We start from the raw sequence: 21,357 nt of genomic DNA on the forward strand, positions 1-21,357 counted from the left end.
TATTATACCTCATCATTCTTCCAAGTTATTTTCAAACGATATCCAGCACCACGAACTGTTTCTAATGCATTTTTTATTCCGATTTCTTCTAATTTTTTTCGGACACGTGTAACATTTACACTTAAAGTATTATCATCCACATACGTATAGTCATCCCAAAGTTTTTCTAAGATTTTCTCTCGGCTAACAATACTAGGAGATTGTCGTAAGAGAGTTTCTAGTAAAACAGTTTCTTTTTTAGATAGAATACACATGCTATCATTTAGCTTTAATTCCATTTTTTCTGGATAAAGTATTAAACCAGATTGCTGAACAACTCTTTCTTCAGCTTTAGGTGCATATTCTCCGTAAATTCTTCGAAGATGACTTCGGATTTTTGCCATTACAACTTCATAATGAAACGGTTTAGTGATATAATCGTCGGCACCATGTTCAAGTGCCATAACTTGCTCCATCTCTCCATTACGCGCTGATATAAATATAATGGGACAAGTTGAGAGCGTTCTAATTTGTCGGCACCAGTAAAAACCATCAAAACTAGGCAAATTTACATCTAATAAAACTAAATCAGGTTGAATTTTCACAAAGTTATCTAAAACATTTTCAAAATCCTCTGTAATATTCCCTTCATATCCGTACTTGTTAATATGGGATTGAAGTAATTTAGAAATTTTTTGGTCGTCTTCTACAATCATAATTTTATACATATAATAAGCTCCTTTTATTTATCTATTTCCGATAGAAGACTCCCTCCTCAATTTGGGTGAAGGTATGATAGCACCAGCACATAGGTGGGAGATGAATGCCGGTTGGCGTAGCCAAAATGTTTGCTACGATATACTTGTACAAATTGCTCTTTGAAAACTGAAGATATGAGGCTGGTTGCAGAAAAATCGTTGAAATTGTAAAAGCTTCAACGTTCAATCAATCCACGGTTACATCGGTGTCCGCAGGAATCGCCCTCTTCAAACACGCCGCAAGGTCGTTAAGTGGGACTAGTTAAAGTATATGTTTATTATCTGTAAGAATATAAAATATACTTTTATCTTTTAGTATAAAAAAATTTTCCTCTTACTTATATTGAATAACCTTACTTCAAACTAACAGCTTTGTAATGTTTCTGAAAATAAAGTTAAACATAATAGCTCTTATTTTTTAAATTTCAATTATTTAATTTAACATTTTAAACTTTTTGTTTTATAATTTTCAAATAAAAAATAATCGTATTTAATTGTGTAAAAAACACGTAATTAAATACGATTATTAAAATCATAAATCTAAACCAACGCTACAATAAAATGTGCAAGGCTTATATATATTTCATAACAAAATTCAATAACTTTATAATTGCTTTATAAATCTTGAATCGGTAAGGTTTGTATATTTACTAAAGAAGTAAATTTCACCTTCTAATTAAGTATTATTTCTGAAAAACATGTTTTACTTTTTCGCCTGGAACATTGCTCCCTCCTCTTCCTTTTACATCTTCGATCATCATGGTAACAATCATGTCTGGCGCATCTGCATCAAAAGCTGCAAACCATCCAAGTTCCTTTCCGTCTGCTTCTTTCGACTCTTTCAGTTCTGCTGTACCCGTTTTGCCAGCAAGAGTTACACCATCAACCTTAGCAATTCTCCCCGCGCCATCAGGGTCATTAATGACTTTTATTAATGCACTCTTTAATATCTCTTGATTCTTTTTAGAAACCACATTTTCTTTCCAATTCCCCGCTACTTTTGCTTCTTTTAAAAGATGAGGCGACGGAATATTCCCTTCATTCACAATCGGGGCATATGTTAATGCTAAATGAAGTGGTGTCATTAATACTTGTCCTTGTCCATATCCCGTGTCTGCTAGTTGAATATCATTTTTTATCCCATCTTTTGCAATTATTGAAATAGGAAATTCGTATTCGATTGGTAATTTTTCATGAAATCCGTACTTCTTAAATTCACTTACATACTTATCTTTTCCCATTTTCAAAGCTTGTTGAGCAAAATAAATATTATCAGAGTACTTCATTGCCTTATCAAAATCAATTGGACTAGCATCCTTCACACGTGTTACATAATAATTTCCCCACGATGAATCTTTTGTCCACTTTAATCCTTGGATTTTAAATTCTTCCTTAGGATTTATTGTTTTCGTTTCCAAACCAATTGCACCTGTAATCGTTTTAAATACGGAACCTGGTACAAATGCTTGTGTGAAGCGATTCATCATTGGCAGTTTCGAGTCGTTATTCCATGCTTCACGTTGGGCTTTTGATGCTCCTCTAACTATTATATTTGGATTATAAGCAGGGCTACTTACAAGTGCGATTGTTTCACCCGTTTTAGGATTGACCGCTGCACTAGATCCTGCTTCATTTTTCATTTCATTAAAGATTTTTTCTTGAATTGCAGCATCAATTGTTAACGTAACATTTTCCCCTTCTTTTGCTTCTTTTTTTGCTACGTTTTTAATCTCTTTCCCATTCTCATCTTCCATAAATACGCGTCCACCCTTTTCACCACGCAATTTATTCTCTAATACTTTCTCTAAACCTGTCTTACCTACTAAATCATCTGCTTGATAACCTTTTTTTTGAAGCGATTTTAACTCCTCTGCATTCACCTTTCCTATATATCCAGTTAAGTGTGCCGCTGCTTCTCCTAATGGATACGTACGAATATTTACTGGGCGAGATGAAACTCCTTCTAATTCAATATAATCATTCTGTCTGGTTCCCTCTTTTAAAATACCAATTGGTACAAAGGAGTCTGGTTTTATCCATTTCGCTGCGAGCTTCTGATCGACCTCTTCTGTAGACATATCAAGTAATTGTGCTACTGTTTCTTTCGTTTGCGCTGCCGTTTCACCTAGTTTCTCTGGAATAATTCCAACCTCAGACGCTTTACCATTCGTTGCAAGCCCTTTCCCATTTCGATCATATATTTCTCCGCGTTTTCCTTGCTCTGTTTGCATACGTACTTTGTAATCTTTTTTCATACCTGGGAAAATGAAGTCTGGTGTCCAATCTATTTTCCAAGATTCCTTTTCTTTCACGAGTTTTGCTTCATGGATGAATGAAACCGTTCCTCCATCCGTATCCATATTAACTTCAAAAAGAAAAAGTTCTTTATCTTTAGCATTCTCTCCCTTCATTTTAATTTTTAAATTCTTAACTCCAATACCCTCATAGATTTTTTGATATTTCTCTGTGAAATCCTTGTTAGAAATCGTTTTTTTTGCATGTTCTGATAAACGATCATACATATTTGTAAATTTTTTATCATTCCATAAATTGATATATTCTTCAAATGCTTGTTTTGGCGGTTCGTTTTTATTACATCCTACCAACATAATTCCGAAACAAAAGAAAAGCAGCATCCATATTTTTTTCAATTCAATCTTCTCCCTTAGTTATAAATGATTATTCCTTTCTTAATTTATTAAATAAAAAATGTTTTAACGCTTAATAGACAGTGTAAGTAATGAAATTGTTCCACATTTACAAAAAAATTAAATTTATGGTTAAGTTGCATTCGAAGGGGAAGATTTTAAGATTCTTACAAACAAAAGAAGCGAATATATTTAGCGAACGTTATCATTATTAGTGTTGTTTTAACAATTTCATTTAAAATACCCTTTAGTTCGGGTTCGCTGCTCTCATCTTTTTTTTGTGGATATTTGATACAAAAAAAGAATCCTAATACTAAGGATCCTGCAACATAAAATAACAAAAATATAAACAATAAAAAGAATTACTTAAAGTATAATTTATAGGCACTCTATATCCTTCTTTTTCGCATCAAAACCCCCTGCGCTGTATGCGACAGGGGGGTAGTTCATTCTACAGCTTATTTAGAAGAGTCATGTACTGGCAAACTACTCAAAATCAATTCAGCAACTTTTACATATCCTTTTGAGTTTGGATGAATTAAATCCGTAGACCAAAGCGTATTGTCATTAACTAAATGATGATTCCAAAAGTCAACATGATGAATCTCATACTCTCTACTCAGTGAAAGTATTACTTCATTTGCCTCTAATAATTGTTCTCTTAATACTTGTTTTTTTTCAGAAGAAAAAGGAAGCCTAACTGTAAAATCTGGAAGGTTTGCTATAATAATATCAGCACCTGTTTTACTCAATGTATCTATCATAAATTCCATATCGTTCTTATATGCATGATGATTCCAACGTCCTTTTAAAACATCGTTTGCACCTGCAATTAGACTAACCAAATCTGGATTAAAAGTTAATGCCTTTCCCAATTGCTGCGAGCGAATTTCTTTAGTTACTAACCCACGTTTTGCAAAATTAGCATACTTTAAATCGTTTACACACAGTTGAACAAAATGATCTACCCAGCTTTTTAATGCTATTCCCTCAACTTCATCCCCTATCCCCTCTGTAAAACTATCACCAATCGCTACAAATCGCTTCCACATATCTAGTCCCCCTTTTTTATTATTCATATCTACACTATACAATAGCCCACAGCGTAATATAAGAAAATTCACGTTATTTTCTCGCGGAAATAGGTTGAGACCAACTATCTTTGTCATTATCATTTAAGCGTACTTGAAAAACATATATAGGTTGAGAAAAGCCTTTTGTATCAGCGTAATAACCTATATTATAATCTGTAATAACTAATGTATCACCTGCTTTGAAAGATATTATAGGATCAAAGTCTCCTTGTTTTAGTTTTTGAAATGCTTCTTTGGGAGACAGAATTTCGACATCTCGAATATGTAATTTTTTTGTAACTAACTCATTGTCATCAGGCATTTTTGTAATTTGCTCTTTGTAAACAGGCATTTTTTTACCCTCGTCTTTTAACTCTATTGATGTTTTTATAGTGACATCAGACATATCTGTTTTTGTAATGGGATCAATAGGCGTATTCCCAAATTCCTTCATTTGATACGAAATAATTATTCCAAGTGCAACGAAACTTACTGTAATAGGAAGGAATACATATTTGATTATTTGTGCATCCGTTTCTTTTTTCTTCAACAATATAAGAACTATATTTAACATAGAATATCCTAGCATCATTCCTAAAGTATTATGAAGTAAATCGGCTAGTTCCATACTTCCACGTTGCATTGTAAATTCAAGGATTTCAATCAATAAACTTGCTATAATTGAACCGATTAACATCCATTTTGTTTTTTGAAAAACATTACTAAATAAAGGCAATAAAATTCCTAACGGAAAAAGCATCCCTATATTTACAATGATATGGAAAAAAGAAGAAAATGAAAAGGTATTCCATGCTTTTTTATAAATACTAAGTACATCAAAGTCAATTGTTCTTGCAAAAGTTATATCAACTGGACGACCAAATGAAGTAGCTGATAATGCAAGAGAATAATATCCTATTATTAATATGAATAATATAACTTGTTGTACGGTAAATTCCCCCCCACCTTTACATACCTTTTTGTATACTACAAAGTAGCTAAAAACAAATATGAGTAGTAACAAGAATGTGAGTTGTATCGTAGGAATTGCAACGGTAACAAGTAGTTCGGAAATAAAGTTCATTTTACACCTCTGTTTTTACGAATAAAATATTCAATAGTTTTATATAACATTCTAGATATAGATAGCCATGTGTTGTTACCCCTAATAATTATTAATACAGAATTTAACCTGCATACATTGAGCATTTCTTCCTCTTGAAACTAACTTTATATGACCACGCGGCTGCAAGGAAACTAGCGTTTTACTAATTGTATTTTCGGCTATGTTTGGATAAACGTTACGAAGATTCTCTTTAGTAAGAGGATTTTTGGAGTTAAGTATAAAATTAATAATTCGGTCAATTTCATTATGTTCATATAGAATCCAAAATTGACCGATTCCTAATATACTTAGGAACCGGTAATATTCGTATATTTACTAAAGAAATAAGATTCCTCTAAGCATTATACTTTTTTTGAAACTTTGTTGTTCTTTGTTTTGCCCAATTGATACATTTCTTTTCAATTAAATGATACGATACTATAGAAAAAAGTATTGTCATTGTCATACATAAAGTAAGAAGGAAGAAGATAGGTATCTTTGTATACAAAAGTTTAAATAGTACCATCATGATTGGAAAATGACACAAATAGATACTGTATGAAATTTCCCCTAAGTATACAAATACACTCTTATTTAAAAATGCTTTTACTTTTAGGTTACTCATGGCCATGATAATAAATATGCTAACACCAATTACGACACCCCAATCTTTTAATAAGAAAGTAGTATCATTACGTGAAAAACCATAAATTAAAATGGAATATAAATATAGAATAATCCCTAATGCAATAAGAAATCCTTTTTTAAATTTTTTCATATTTTGATATAAGTAAATAAGTTTTTCCTGATACTTAAAAAGTAACATTCCAACCATAAACATAGATGTGAAATGCAGTGTATCGGCATAACCATTATAAAATCCCTCTGCTTTCCCAATATGCAACATATTAAGGAAAACACTAATTAAAGAAAAGCTCAAAGCAAATAGTATCGTTTTCTTCCAATTCATTTTATAAAAAAGAAGGAATAACAAAGGAAACACAATAGATATACGCATTTCTTGAGCCAATGACCAAATAACTGGATTATAATTTTCCGTAAAAAAGTTATTAAGAAGCACAATGTGGTTTATAATATCTATTTTTGTTATAGACCCTTGCCACCTATCATAGAACCAATCCCGTAGTCCTGCCACTTCATACGACGAAAACAAAATAAATAAAGCAAAGGTAATGACTATCCAAAAATAATAAGGGATATAAATTCGTACAAATCGCTTAATTAAATATCCCCAATAATTTGTTTTTGAATGATAAAGTGCCATAGATAACACAAAACCACTTAGTACATAAAAAACGATTACAGCTTCTCCACCCGCCCATAAAAACCTAAGCGGGGAAAATTTAATAGAATTAGGCAACGATGGTAGCATTAAACAAAAATGTCCAAATACCACTGTAAGTGCCGCTAACCCTCGTATAGAATCTAATTCTTTTATTCTCTTACTCATAAAATGTTCTCCTTGTAAATTGTAGATTTTGCTGTTAATAAAGGCCACTATACTAGTGTAGTGGGAGAATTGTACATATATACGTATAGGATAGAAGGAACTATTAAAATAAAAAGTAGGGTAAACTTTAAAATTTCATTAAATTTTTGAACTCTCTTCTTTTGGTAACCTTACTTCAAATATTGTTCTTATCACATTACTTTCAGCAGAAATCCCCCCATTATGCTGCTCAACAATATTTTAAGTAATAAATAATTCAAATCCTATACCGGCTTATTTCTCTTTTCTTGTTTTACCATCTGTATAAAACATACTAAAAGAATGGGGTAAATCTTCTTCTGGAATGCTATCTGGGGTACAGAACGCAAAATGGAAAAAACACACGTTAACCAAATTTGAGAATTAATGCAATCTTCAATTCCAAACCATACACATAAGAATCTATAATACTTTGAAACCTTTTGTTTCAAGCAAATATTTAGTTTTATCCTATGGATATAGATAGTAAGAAAGAATTCTCGGGAGCTCTTAAAACTAACCTTTAACTATATCAGCCGCGCTATTCGCCGCTAAAGAAAGAACCGATTTCACGCATAAAACGTGTAAACCAATTAGCTTGTCCTACATCAGATTTTGCTACAAGGTCTACTTGTAATGATTTACCTGATAAGAACCCAGGATCGTTATTATCTATAGGCGATATAATCATTTGACTAATTGTTACACCTTTTTTAATAGGCGCTTCTTGTTCTTTATTCAATACTTTAAATTCTTTTTTATAAACGTCTTTGCTGCCCTTTGGCATTGGAAGTGCAACAGCTTGCTTCGTTTGAACTGCTACATCTTTATCTTTTGCATTTTCTACCCGCACTGTTTCATGCCCTTTTACTGCTGAATCTTTTTCATAGGCCTTCTTCACTTCAAAATTCGCAAATCCATAATCATATAATTTCTTTGTTGCATCAAAACGTGCTGTATGAGAGTTTGCTTTAATCACTACAGAGATTAGACGCATACCGTTTCTTTCTACTGTGCCAGTGAAACAATCCCCAGCTTCTGGAGTTGTTCCTGTTTTCAAGCCATCTACACCTTCATATTGCTTAATTAACCCTTTTAACATCCAGTTCGAGTTCGCCATATCAATTGGATACTTGCCGCCCTTTTGGAATGTTTTTTTCGAGATTTTTGCTGTATCTAATATTTTCGGGAAATCTTGAATAAGACGTTGTGCTAAAATCGCACAATCTCTTGCAGACATTTTATTTTTCTCGTCTGGAGTTGTCCCTTCAGGATGCTGTCCTTTTAAATCATTGTTTGTTAAGCCTGTAGAGTTTACAAATTTATAATTTTTCAATCCAAACTCTTTCGACTTATCGTTCATCATTTTTACAAAATCGACTTCTTTTCCAGCAATTGCTTCAGCTAAAGCAATTGTTGCACCATTGGCAGAGCAAATTGCCATTGCCTCGTATAGCTCTCTTACCGTATAATAACCACCGTTTTCTAGAGGCACATTTGATAATGAGCGATCTTGTGAAATTTCGTGTGCGTATTCAGAAACTTTAATTTTCTGATCCCACTTAAGTTTCCCTTTAGCTATAGCTTCACTAACTAAGTACTCACTCATCATTTTTGTCATACTAGCAATCGCTAATAGTTCATCCGCATTTTTTTGATACAAAATTTTCCCGGAATCTGCTTCTACTAATATTGCTGCACCTGCTTCAATATTTAAAGCAGATCCTTTTTCTGCTGATACACTTCCATATGTAACAAACATGCTACAAAATAGTGTAAGCACTGTTACTATTGCAATGAATCTCTTGCAAAACATACCTTTCACTTCTGTTACCTCCAATATCTTTGTACTCAAAAAACCGTTATTCTAACATAATTCGCCAAAAAATAGACAGTGTTATCAAATCCTATATACATATAAGACATTAGGATCGTTTTTAAATAGACCATCTCATCTCAATCTTTTAGGAGCTAACACGAATCAGTTAGTCTCCTGCAGTTTTATCACCTTAACGAATAGCGGTCCCTGCAAATTCTTCAAGAGTCATACCGATATCCACGTACTTTTTATGGTTAGTGAATATTCAACTAAGTCATATTTCGTGAAGGTTATAGATTCATCAAGTTTGTCAATTGAATTTTACTTTAGTACTACTCCTGCAGCCAAAACCATATAGGTGAAAGTGCTCATTAAATCGGACAGTCACTTACCGATTTGTACGGTATCGGTATCAATAGTATAGGCACCCAGTCTAGCGTCAAACTTTTTCTTGAATTGAGCGAATTCTCGATGAATCGCATGATTTGCAAGGTTAGTTTTCTCAGCTTTTTTGCGTTTACCTGCAATGGTTTTCACCTGTAAAAAGTTTTACACTTGTAAGACTAACACTCAGTATTTCCACTCACATCCCTATTTTTAATATCTTTGTATTTTTCGATATAATCCGTACTTTCATATTTTTTAGAATTACACTTAATAGACAATCTAAGTAATACATTTGTTCCACATTTACAAAAAAAATCAAACCAGTGTGCACCGCATATGGTGGTACCCTATTAAAGAAAAGGTATATAAAGTTTATCAAATCCATATGAGAATAGTTTCTTGGTTTCTATAAAACGCTGAGAACCATTACTAGTCCCCATTACAACAGAAATCATCCTTTTACCATCTTGTTTTGCTGTTCCTGTAAAACAGTATCCTGCTGCATCTGTAAATCCAGTTTTTAATCCATCCGCTCCTTGAAAATATAATCTTCTATTAGATGGATAGAGCATTTTATTGGTTGTATTTACAGTGGTTCCACATAAGTTAAATGATGTAAGTTTGGCTATTTCTAATATATTCGGATAGTTTTTTATCAAATGTTGTGCTAATTTTGCTGCATCTAATGCAGTCATTTGGGATTCTTCATTTTTTTCATTAGCAAGGCCGGTTGCATTAACAAAGCGCGTCTGATCTGATAATTGTAATTGCTTTGCTTTTTCATTCATAAGCAGTGTAAAATCCTTTTCACTCTTAGAAATATGTTCAGCTAATGCAATTGCAGCATTATTTGCTGATGATATTACCATCGCATGAAATAGTTCTCTAACAGTTAAACGATCTCCATCTTTTACATTAATTTTTACACCCTCGCTATTCACAGCATTTGAGCTAATCGTAACAGAATCATCCCATTTTAAGCTGCCAATTTCGATTTGCTCTAATACGATATACTCTGTCATCATTTTCGACATACTCGCTGGTGCAAAAGGTATATCCTCATTTTTTTTATAGATAATTTTTCCTGATTCGGCATCCATTAGAATCGCAGCCTTTGCTTGAATATTCAGCTCATTATTATGTGTTTGAAAAAAATAGAGGAATATAATTGCTGAGATACATAGTATAGGAATATAAATCTGTTTCTTTAAAATCTTCATTTTCTAATCTCCTTTTTTCTTGTGTAAAATTAGTTTAGAATAAAATATTTAATTGGAAGAAAAGAAAAAATAAAGATTTAATAAAGAAAGAGGAAGCTTCTTATAAAGAAGTTTCCTCTGAAAATACATGTAACTTTACTGTGAAAGTTGTTTTTTCTATATCACTGTGTACTTCAATTGTTCCATCATGCAATTCCACAATACTTTTGACGATTGCTAAACCCAGCCCAGAACCACCTGTCTGAAGAGACCGAGATTTTTCAACTCGATAAAAACGTTCAAATATATAAGGTAATTCTGTAGTTGGTATAGAACTACCGTAATTTATAATATCTATCACAACTAATTTATTCTCTTCACGTGCTACAATATCTATATATTTCCCATCGCTTCCATATCTAATTGCATTTGTAATTAGATTTTCAAACACCCTTACTAATTTGTCACCATCTGCAAGCACACTTAATTTTTTTGATAATATAGATAGCCGAACATTCATGTTGGCCTGCTTTATTTCAAACCGAAATTGCACTACTAATTGTTCAAGCATTTCAGTGATATCGATTTTAGTTTTTTCTAAGTGTGTCCCTTTATTTTGAAAACGTGTATATTCGAATAGATCATTTATTAGAGTAGTTAATCTTAAAACCTTATCATATACAATCTCTATATAATAACGTAATTCTATTTCATCCCTATATTTATCTTGCTGAATATAAGCTAAATATCCAACAATTGAGGTCAACGGTGTCCGTAAATCATGTGAAACATTTGTAATCAAATCTTTTTTTGTCTGCTCTATTAAACGTTCTTCTTCAATAGATGTTTTTAATTGCTTTACTATGTTATTAATTTCTTTTGCCAATTCCCCTAGTGGAGTATCAGGTATAATGATAATTTCATGTTCAAAATTGATGTTTCCAATATGCTTGATTTCATTTAAAATTTGATTGAAATATTTTTTGAAATATTTTCTCTTTTCATACACATAACATAGTGAAATATAAAATAGAATAAATACAAAATTTAAGAGATAGTAAAGATTAGCATACAGCTGTTCTAAATGCCTAGGTCCATAAGCCTGTGAAATTTCTCTACGCACCGTATGAAACGTACTTGACGTAGCATCTAAGCCCCAATAAATCACATTTATAATATAAAGGGTTCCATAGGATAGACATATTGCAAGAGAAACATATATACATATTTTCCATATAGGAATGGATTTAAGAATTTGTAAAGAACTATTTTTCAATTTTATATCCCACTCCCCATACATTTTGTATTATCCTTTCCCCTTCTAAAACATTTTCTAATTTCTCTCTGATATTACTAATATGAACCATAACGGTTTTATTTGAATCACACGCTACATTTTTCCAAACCCGCTCAAAAATCTCTTCGGAACTATAGACTTTTCCAGGCGTAGATGCTAATACATATAAAATTTCAAATTCAATAGGCGTTAATTTTATGATAGTATTTCCAATTGTAACAATATGATTTTCCTTATTAATTACAAGTGATCGAATTTGTATAATATTTTTTTTAACATTTTGATTGGAAGTATTTTTCAAAAAAGATCTTCTTAATAAAGCTTTTACTCGAGCAACTAATTCTAAAGGATTAAAAGGCTTGATCATATAGTCATCAGCCCCTGTCATTAATCCTATTATTTTATCCATATCTTCAGCTTTTGCACTTAACATAAGAATAGGAACATCACTAAATTTTCTTATTTGTTTACATACTTCTATGCCATCGATATGTGGCATCATAATATCTAGTATCATTAAATCAATTTGTTCGTGTTTCATGATATCTAATGCTTCTATACCATTAGAAGCCGTATGAATCGTATACCCTTCATTTCGGAGGTATAAATCGATTAACTGTACAATATCAGCTTCATCATCAACAATTAAAATTTTCGTCTTCATACAATTACACCCTTCCTACAGTTTTGTTTAATATAAATTGTTAAAAGTTTATAATCCTAAATCATGTTAAAGTTACTTCTACTGAAAAATTTTATCCTTCTATCATCCCACGCTTGCCGAGGTTGAGAAAACCAAGCAAAAGTAGGGAGCGTGGTGAGTCAATGTATAAGACACTTCAGTTCTCACCGTAGGAACTACGGGCAGTGCCTGCTAAGATAACTTGGTGGACACATCCGTGTTCGCAGGAATCCCCCACTTCAAACATCTCGTACGAGTGTTAAGTGGGGGTTGTTCAATCTATAAAATCGTGTATTCGTTTAGAAAACATTTTAAAACTGTTTTCTAATCCCTTGTTATAGTCTGTCTGTTTCTCTGTCCATTGAACACCCTTATTCCCAGGCCAACCTGAGGTATTAGCAACATGTTTTAATAGCTCTAGTCCTTTTAATTTTTGCTGTAAACCACGGTTATATGCATTTGTCATATTAGATATCGCAATTCGTGTATTGGTTTCTGCATTTTTTAACTCTTCGTCCGTTAAATCTTCAGGTGCTAATCCACCTCGATGGAGTTGAAATAGTCCAAATGATGTGTCCTGATCTCCGACTACATTTGGATCAAACTTACTTTCATGAAATGCAATAGATAGGGGAATCCATGATGGTATACCATATTCCATTGATATTTGTTTAATAGTGGTTCTTACTTTAGCTAGATTGGTATGTTGTTCATATGCGTATTTAAAAATGTATATCCCTACTGTTAAAACCAAAATAAATACTCCAATTTTTATTAATGTTCTTCTCATCCAGATCACCTCGCTTGTTCGTATCAAATATTGTCACTAATATTCATATTTTTTGGGGATATTAACTCATAATCGTTAATCATTTGATGATCCTCTTTTTCATTAATTACTGATATCCCTTCAGCCGGTTCTACATTATTATTTCTTTTGAATTTTTTGTAATCACCTTCATCAAAGAAAAAGAGAATCTTTTTAGTATAAGGTTTTTTATATTATTTTTAGCTTACAAGCGTGCGTCTTTTTGGAAATTCAGGTGAAAATGGTCAGCATCCTGATAAACACCAAACTCATATCCTTTTTCTTTATAAAATTTGATGATTTCTGGAAGTGCTTGTAATGTTTGTGGCTTTTCATGCATAAGAATGACCTCCATGTCATCTGTTGTTCCCTTTTTAATATTTTCTACAATTTGGTTAGGATTATCTTTTAGCTCCCAATCATGAGAATCAATTGTCCAATCCCAAACTTTAATACCAGCTTCTGCAATTTGGTCCCGAACCTGTTGGCCTTTCAATCCAGGTGCTGAACCATATGGAGGGCGAACCAGCGTAGGATTTGTTCCTGTAATATTACGGATAAGCGCTAATGCTTCTTTCATCTCTGGTACAAATTGTCCATTAGTGTATAACTTCTTACTATCATGTGTCATACTATGTCCACCGATATAATGACCTTCTTTTATTGCTCGTTTAACATTTTCTTGGAATCCCGTATTTTGTAGGTTTTTTCCTATCATAAAAAATGTTGCTTTGACTTCTTGCTCTTTTAATACATCTAAAAATTGACCAGTCAATGTACTCGGCCCATCATCGAATGTTAAATACACTACTTTCCCTTCGGGCTTTCCATCAGATTTTTTCTTTTTTGTATGCTCTATTTTTTCTTTTGCTTGTTCTATAGCTCGTTTACTATTTTCTTTAACTCCCGCTTTTGCAGAAGGAGAATTGAATTTACCTATTGTAAAGTACACTAAAAATGCTGTTGTTAAAAGAATTCCTAATGATAGTACGGCCTTAAATATTCTCTTTTTATTATTTTTTAATAGTTTCATTATTTCTCTCTCCATTAGTTTTATATGCAATATATATAAATTAAAATTTACAAAGGTGGCAATGAAAAAATGCCATTGTTATCATATTAAGTAGCGGTTTGTATTGTAAATATTCGAAGTTCTTTTCTATATAACGTCCGCTTTTATCACTTTTGGCGCATTTACTGTTGTAAGGGAGAGTTTTCTCCATATGATACATCCATTAAAAGCGCACTTTTTTCTCGAATACCTAGCTTTCTTTTATTCGATTGAAAATAAAGAATAACTATATACATAGGGATAAGCGCAATAAAAAGGTACTTAAATTTTTTAAAAAATTTCATTTTCTAGCCTCCATTTCTTTATATAATTAATTTAAAATAAAATATTTAATAGGAAAGAAAGATAAAATAAAGATTTTATAAAGATTGATAAAAGAAAAGGTATAGGTTCACAGAGAATGATAATTTTATTAGAATATGATTGAATTAATGTCTTTTATATAACAAATGGCACAAGAAATTTTATTAAAATTCAACTGTACAAATTGATTTAGAATACCCATGTATTAGCTTGACGGGCATGTAGTGAGACCCCTTGATAGAATAATGAATGGTTTTTCATCATGAAATTCATTTAAACTAGATTTGCAATAGAATTCTAATCACTTATCTATTAAAAAGGAACCTACCTTTCTAGTAGATTCCTTTCATAATTAGAACAGATTTGAAGTTGGGTGAATAAGGAAATTCTGCTCGTTCTATCGCATGCTGTTTTCATATATCCTTTCGTTGTATAACAAGAAATTTTTATTTAATATAATTTTTTAAAACACGGTATTTTTTTACTAACAAACAATAATACTACTGAAAAAATGCATGTTTCCAATAATATGACTATAAAATACAACAAAGAATCTATACGATACAATTTTGAGAAAAGGATTAAAAATAATCCGTGTGACACATACATGAGAAAACTCAATGGTCGTAAAATGTGGTAACTCGAATGATTTTCTAAATTCACATTCAATAATGTCATAAATAGAAAATAAACAGTTGGTACTAGCATAAACCACATGCCATTTCCTTTCGTAAAGGCTAAATGTTGCACATTAAATGCTTCAAATGTCAGTAACACAAATGATAGAAATAAAAATCCTATATTATATTTTTGCGAACGGGTCTTTTTAAAGTAAGAAATATACATTCCTAAGCTTACAAAAAAGCTACCAAACAGCAAGCCATTTCTTGTTGTTAAAAATAGAGTGTAGTACCAAGAAAGCAGCTCTCTTGATCGGAATATATCGAAATAGGATTGCAGAAAAGTACCACAAATAAAAAGCATAAGAGTAATTCCTAACACTATCTTAGGTTTACATAATTTAAACAATACAAATGAAAAAGCCATTGCAAAAATTAGGGCAGATAGATACCAAAGTGTATAGTAACTACCTTCAAAGAATGCTTTTTGTAAATATACTAACCAATACCTCCATGACTCGCCACCTTTAACCCAAATGTACATTTGCAATGGGAAGTATATCAGTGTCCATATAACATAAAGCTTTATGAGCCTACTTATCACTGGTATTACTTGTGGTAAATCTTCTTTAAATGAATAGTTTATACGGACCTTTGAGGCAAAGAAAAATCCAGATGTTACAAAGAAAAATGGAACAGCTATACGCGCTAATACTGAAACTAAAAAATAATTACCGTCCTGTGAATAGTGGAAAAGTGGATCTGTGTGAACAGTAATTACTAAAATTGCTGCAATAACTCGTGTTATATCAATGGCAACATACTGTTTCATTTATGCAGACCTTTTCTATATAGTTAGAAGCCATTCCTGATAAAACACCACTATACGTAATTATTTTAAAATCCACCCAATCGCCAACAACAAAGTTTTGTAAGCTATTTGTAACATCTATAATGCAATGATCACTACTTCCACCCTCAACAGTAATATTTTCATCAATAGCTTTTAAACCATTGATATCTATATCTTGCTTTCCCATAGCAACAATTGCTCTTTTACGTAGACCTTTATCACTTATAGAAATAGGCTTTCCAAATGCATTCATATAAGCTCGTTCTCCTCGAGGTAATGATGGCTTAGTTTGAAGTTCGATAATTTCTGCGCGAAGTTGGATGACATCTGTTTCCCAATTATCTAACTTTTGGCCGTACGCTATTTCTCTCCCTAAAAATACAGATTGGTTAATTCGTAAATTATTAATACCTTTTGGGACCATTCCATCATTTAGCATTTGTAAACTACTAGAATTTCCACCTGATACAATTGGTAATGGTATATTGTATTTATCACGAATTTTTTGTGCTAGATCCGCTATGAAGCTATAATTTTCTTCTGTCGGAATAATTCCACCAAAACAAGTTAAATTCGTCCCAATTCCAGTTAGATTAATCCCTTTCATTTGTAAAACTTTTGATATGGTATCATGAATCTTTTTTTCATCTTCATACCATATCCCTTCTCTAAGGTCACCGACATCAATCATGAGGATAACATCGTGTTTTTTGTTCTGTTGTTCTGCTACTTCTGAAAGCTTTTCTATTATTTTCAGCTCAGAGTTTAAACTGCAATGAGCATACTGTATAACCTCATCAATTTCACTATATTTTGGTGATCTTAATAGCATTTTTTCAATTGGCAAGTGACTAATCTTTTTCAAATTTTCAATTCGAGAATCAGCTAACCAATCGACTCCAGCTTCCATTAGTGCTTTAGCAAAATCTTCATTACCGCAAACGCCTTTCGTAATACCTACGATAGAGATATTATACTGGTGTGCTTTTTTTACCAATTCTGATACATTTTTCTTTACTTTATTTATATCTATTTGTAATTGAGGCTTCATAGGGTCACCCGCTGCTCTAACAGTTCAATTAATTTTTCAAATCGTAAATTTCTAGAAGCTTTAAATAAAATAGTACATGGTTCTTTTGTATACTCAATAATACCCTCAATTAATTCTGTTTCTTCTTTAAAATGTATGGCTTTGTTTGGTAGAAATTCCTTTTGTACCCTAACAATCGTGTGAAATGTTAATTCACCATATCCAAAAATTGTATCTAGCTTCGCTCTTTTTACATACTCACCAACTTGTTCATGTAGCATTCTGTCTTGACTTCCCATATCTAACATATCACCCATTACAAAAAGTTTTCTAGAGCCAACATCTAATGAAGCAAGGGTATCTATAGCTACTCTTACACTTTCTGGATTGGATTTATACGTATCATTAATAATTGTTATGTTACCAATTTGAATTACTTCATTACGTTGTGAAGATAAAATTACATTATCTAACCCCTGTTGAATCCATTTATCCAGCATATTAAGATATTTCGCTACACTAATGGCTACTAAACTATTAACTGCTTGATGTTCTCCTATAAGAGGTAAACGATACTGTGCACTACTATGTGAAGCTGTAAATGCTATGGAAGATGAGAATGTCCTACATGAAGTTAGATAGATGTCATTGATCTCGCCTACCCCAAAAGTACATTTTTTATGCGGATAATTTTTCGCCTCATCAACTAGTAAAGAATGATCACCATTGAAAAAAAGTATGCCTTCTGGATCTAGTCCAATCATCATTTCCATTTTTTCTGATGCAATGTTCTTTAGTGATCCAAGATTACTTAGATGTGCATGACCAATATTCGTGATAATACCGATATTTGGTTGGACCATTTTACTTAGAAATGTAATATCGCCTATACGCCCCATCCCCATCTCAATTACCGCCATTTCTACATCTTCTTTTAACTTCAGCAAGGTTAATGGAACACCAATTTCATTATTGTAATTCCCTTGAGTTTTCTGGGTTTTATAACTAGTAGATAAAATGCTATGCAGAATATCTTTTGTAGATGTTTTTCCATTACTACCCGTTATACCAATAAAAGTAGCTTTTAGCTGTTGACGATAAGAAGCTGCTAATTGCTGTAGCGCTACTGTTGTATCATCTACAAAAAGGACAGGAATATTAGTAGGATAATTAGGTTCCCCCTTTTTCCATAATGTTGCTGCAGCTCCGTTTTTAATAGCTCCTTGAATAAAATGATGCCCGTTACTATTTGGACCAATAATTGGGATAAATAAAGAACCTTCTACCAGATTCCGCGAATCAATTGAAACTCCTTTAATTACAACATTTTTACCCGTGAAATAACTTTCTTTGATCATATTAGTAACTTCTGATATGGTTCTTGTAATCATAATTCTGCTCTCCTAAATTGAATATTATTTTTATTACTGTGTTTTAATAAACCCAATTGAATTAAGTGGTCTAACAACTCGGAATATTTCATGCCATCAGTTTTATCAAATAACAGAGGGAACATGCTATGTTTTGTAAATCCCGGAAGTGTATTAACTTCATTTAAATAAATAGTATTACTCTCCGTAACAAAGAAATCTATTCTCATCAGTCCTGAACCTTCTAAAGCTGTATAGGCTTCTTTTGCATATTTACACAATTCTACATATGTTGTATCCGGAATAAGTGCTGGAATTTGTGGTGTTAAATGCTCATCTTCATACTTATCCTCAAAATTAAAGAAAGTTTGTTCTCTTTTCCATTCTCCTGCTAAAGAGCAATGTGGCTTCTCATTTCCTATTACACCAACAATTACTTCTTTACCTACTATTTCTTTTTCAATAAGAATTTTATTGTCATATAAAAAGGCTACTTCAATAGCTTGTACTAATTCTTCTTCAGTTTTACAATAGCTAATCCCTATACTAGAACCCATGTTTGAAGGCTTTACATAGCATGGCAATCCAACCTGCGTAACAACATCCTTTATACAATTTTTTTTATTGTGATTATATTGTTCTGTATTGAAATATACGTAAGGTGTTTGTGGAATCAAATGTTGAGCAAATACTTTTTTAGACCAAACTTTGTCCATTCCAACAGCAGATGTTAATACATCGTTTCCAACATATGCGATGTTTAAAATTTCTAACATTCCTTGCAACTTCCCATCTTCTCCATAGGTACCGTGTAACACTGGGAACACAATGCTATTTTCGTCTATTTCCTGTAAAAATTCGCACATTGATTGTCCCAAGTTGTCCTTTGTATCTACGATTAATTGAGATTTCAATATTTCCCCATTACATGTTAGCCTTGGTTTGCTCCAATTTCCTTCTGGCGTAATATATACAGCAAATACATCATATTTATTTTTATTTAATTCGTTTAATACATTTAAAGCTGATTCTAATGAGACCTCATGTTCAGCAGATTTACCTCCATATAGTACGAATACTTTCTGTTTCATTTTATTACCTCCGTAAATTTAATACGCCTAAAAGAATCTATGTTTATGCAATGATTTGTTCGCATTGCTTAATCTTTTTAATAAATTCTTTGTCAGCCCTTTTTTCATAATTCTCCTTGAGTTTAAAGTAGATTATTTAAATTAAAAGAAAGATAAATTAAAGTTTTTATAAAGATATAGGAAATTTCTATATAAGAAATTTCCTATTTAAAAAATCACATCTATTTTTAAAAAGTATATAGAACCTTAATAAGGTCTACTCTAAATAATTGATGAATGAACTTACTTTAACTTTTTTAAGTAATAAACATCGTCTCTATTCCCTAAAAAAAGAATAGATTTCAACCAGGGATCCCGCCTCACCCTTAGCAAACGAAGCTTATATAAAATCTTTTTTTGAGAGGAATTTATTTTTTGAAAACTAGTAAGAGTGGTTTGTTAAAACGTAAGCGTAGGCCTTACTTCTTGGATATTAAGCGTATTTTCCCAACAAAAAGTTGCATACTTAACGTACAGAAAACATGTTTATTTGTGTCTAAGCGTACACATTTCTTTTTGGATATGGTGCCCCCTTGCCCATCAAGCTAAAAGAACTAGTTACCCCAAAATAATAAAAAAGAGCAAAATGCACAAAATTTCCGTTTTGGAGGTATTTGCTTTTCTTAACTTTAAGGGCATGGGGGACCCAAATTTGAAAGAATGGCTTCCACGTTTTAAATAAAATTTCGATTTGCCAATGCAAAGAATACCAGTCATATACCTGTCCCCATCGGGAAATTGTACGTTTAGACACATGTTAGACCTAGAAAAACAAGAGTGTAAAATTAGATGTTGGTTATAATTTCAAAAGTGGATCTGATTTTTTTATTATTACTAAAAAATCAAATCCACTTATTCGTGTCCTTAAAAACAATCATCTTTGAAAGAATCAATACATGCACTTTCATTCTCTAGACTATTAGTTTTTTGTAATAAAAAAACTACATCCTATATTGAATGTAGTTTTTCTAACTGATTTATTTATTTTTCACTTCATTTTTATAAAAAGCAAATAATGGTTCAATGGTCGGACTAGATAAAAGAGGAATTGCATTCTCAATCAATTCTCTATCCCAATCAAACCAACGCATTTCCATTAGCATATTCATTTCTGTATCAGTGAACCGTTTCTTTATTTCCTTAGCAGGATTTCCACCAACTATTGTATACGGCGGAACATCTTTACATACGACAGATCCTGCTGCAACGATTGCACCTTCACCGATTGTAACGCCAGGCATTATTATAGCATTCATTCCAATCCAAGCATCGCTTTTAATGACTGTGTCGCCCTTTGGTTCATATGATTGTTCTATTTGCTCAGCGAATGGATAAACTGTAATCCATTCTGAGTGATGATTATGATTCCCACCCATTAAAATGATAACTCCACTTGCAATACAAACATAATTTCCAATTATGAGTTTATCAAGATGCCAACCCATCTGTTCAATTGGATTGAAAAGTGCTTGGGACTTAGCATCGCCCCATAAATATCTTACACAACCATCTTCAAAATTTTGATGTCCATAATATCCTGAATAACAGGAGTACTCTCCTACTTCAATAAGTGGATTTGTTACTATATCTTTTAAATACTTTGTTTCAGACCAATGATTAAATAATGGATGCTTCATAACTATATTCCTCGCTTCTAAGTATTATAGATTTTTGCAATTCACTTAGAAGCTTAATACGACAGCGACATTTTTTAGCTTTCTCAAACGACGAATCA

The 21,357-nt window shown here is 32.1% G+C and carries 16 protein-coding genes and 2 pseudogenes; all 18 read right to left on the reverse strand.

The annotated features are described in order from the left end of the window. Positions 1–2 precede the first annotated feature (2 nt). On the reverse strand, positions 3–707 hold the full coding sequence (locus MR109_RS15925; RefSeq protein WP_000276753.1) for a response regulator transcription factor: 705 nt from the start codon (positions 705–707) through the stop codon (positions 3–5). 713 nt (positions 708–1,420) lie between these two features. After that, entirely contained in the window at positions 1,421–3,388 is a 1,968-nt protein-coding gene (locus tag MR109_RS15930) for a penicillin-binding transpeptidase domain-containing protein (RefSeq protein ID WP_242272948.1), read from the reverse strand. Positions 3,389–3,843: 455 nt separating this feature from the next. Then, positions 3,844–4,437 carry an SGNH/GDSL hydrolase family protein gene (locus MR109_RS15935; protein WP_242272951.1) on the reverse strand — a complete coding sequence of 198 codons (594 nt, stop codon included), beginning with the start codon at positions 4,435–4,437 and terminating at the stop codon, positions 3,844–3,846. A gap of 73 nt (positions 4,438–4,510) precedes the next feature. Then, positions 4,511–5,542 carry a VanZ family protein gene (locus MR109_RS15940; RefSeq protein ID WP_242272953.1) on the reverse strand — a complete coding sequence of 344 codons (1,032 nt, stop codon included), beginning with the start codon at positions 5,540–5,542 and terminating at the stop codon, positions 4,511–4,513. 376 nt (positions 5,543–5,918) lie between these two features. Continuing rightward, positions 5,919–7,082, reverse strand: a complete 1,164-nt coding sequence (locus tag MR109_RS15945) for an acyltransferase family protein (RefSeq protein WP_242272955.1) — start codon at positions 7,080–7,082, stop codon at positions 5,919–5,921. 90 nt (positions 7,083–7,172) lie between these two features. Further along, a pseudogene (locus tag MR109_RS15950) lies at positions 7,173–7,385 on the reverse strand (ATP-binding protein); the annotation flags it as partial. A 183-nt stretch (positions 7,386–7,568) separates the two neighbouring features. Beyond that, a pseudogene (locus MR109_RS15955) lies at positions 7,569–8,877 on the reverse strand (D-alanyl-D-alanine carboxypeptidase family protein). 731 nt (positions 8,878–9,608) lie between these two features. Next, a complete protein-coding gene (locus tag MR109_RS15960) occupies positions 9,609–10,478 on the reverse strand; it encodes a D-alanyl-D-alanine carboxypeptidase family protein (protein WP_242272957.1) in 870 nt (289 codons plus the stop codon). Between the two features lie 100 nt (positions 10,479–10,578). Then, positions 10,579–11,733 (reverse strand): sensor histidine kinase, encoded by a 1,155-nt coding sequence (locus tag MR109_RS15965; protein WP_242273165.1) that lies wholly within the window; start codon positions 11,731–11,733, stop codon positions 10,579–10,581. Further along, on the reverse strand, positions 11,723–12,418 hold the full coding sequence (locus MR109_RS15970) for a response regulator transcription factor (RefSeq protein WP_002172001.1): 696 nt from the start codon (positions 12,416–12,418) through the stop codon (positions 11,723–11,725). The genes MR109_RS15965 and MR109_RS15970 overlap by 11 nt, the downstream gene beginning before the upstream one ends. Positions 12,419–12,710: 292 nt before the next feature. Next, on the reverse strand, positions 12,711–13,226 hold the full coding sequence (locus tag MR109_RS15975) for a transglycosylase SLT domain-containing protein (RefSeq protein WP_242272959.1): 516 nt from the start codon (positions 13,224–13,226) through the stop codon (positions 12,711–12,713). Between the two features lie 223 nt (positions 13,227–13,449). Then, on the reverse strand, positions 13,450–14,277 hold the full coding sequence (locus MR109_RS15980; protein WP_242272963.1) for a polysaccharide deacetylase family protein: 828 nt from the start codon (positions 14,275–14,277) through the stop codon (positions 13,450–13,452). A gap of 161 nt (positions 14,278–14,438) precedes the next feature. Beyond that, positions 14,439–14,600 carry a hypothetical protein gene (locus MR109_RS15985; protein WP_242272965.1) on the reverse strand — a complete coding sequence of 54 codons (162 nt, stop codon included), beginning with the start codon at positions 14,598–14,600 and terminating at the stop codon, positions 14,439–14,441. Between the two features lie 469 nt (positions 14,601–15,069). Then, positions 15,070–16,071 carry an acyltransferase family protein gene (locus tag MR109_RS15990; RefSeq protein ID WP_242272970.1) on the reverse strand — a complete coding sequence of 334 codons (1,002 nt, stop codon included), beginning with the start codon at positions 16,069–16,071 and terminating at the stop codon, positions 15,070–15,072. Next, entirely contained in the window at positions 16,049–17,143 is a 1,095-nt protein-coding gene (locus MR109_RS15995; protein ID WP_242272973.1) for an alanine/ornithine racemase family PLP-dependent enzyme, read from the reverse strand. The genes MR109_RS15990 and MR109_RS15995 overlap by 23 nt, the downstream gene beginning before the upstream one ends. Then, on the reverse strand, positions 17,140–18,513 hold the full coding sequence (locus tag MR109_RS16000) for a UDP-N-acetylmuramoyl-tripeptide--D-alanyl-D-alanine ligase (RefSeq protein ID WP_242272975.1): 1,374 nt from the start codon (positions 18,511–18,513) through the stop codon (positions 17,140–17,142). The genes MR109_RS15995 and MR109_RS16000 overlap by 4 nt, the downstream gene beginning before the upstream one ends. Next, positions 18,510–19,583 (reverse strand): D-alanine--D-alanine ligase family protein, encoded by a 1,074-nt coding sequence (locus MR109_RS16005; protein ID WP_242272977.1) that lies wholly within the window; start codon positions 19,581–19,583, stop codon positions 18,510–18,512. Before MR109_RS16005 ends, MR109_RS16000 begins: the two co-directional genes overlap by 4 nt. Before the next feature lie 1,016 nt (positions 19,584–20,599). Further along, positions 20,600–21,259, reverse strand: coding sequence for a CatB-related O-acetyltransferase (locus tag MR109_RS16015; protein ID WP_242272979.1), 660 nt, complete (start codon positions 21,257–21,259; stop codon positions 20,600–20,602). Between the last annotated feature and the right edge of the window lie 98 nt (positions 21,260–21,357).

This window comes from Bacillus cereus group sp. BfR-BA-01310 (assembly GCF_022664325.1).
Taxonomy (GTDB): domain Bacteria; phylum Bacillota; class Bacilli; order Bacillales; family Bacillaceae_G; genus Bacillus_A; species Bacillus_A paramycoides.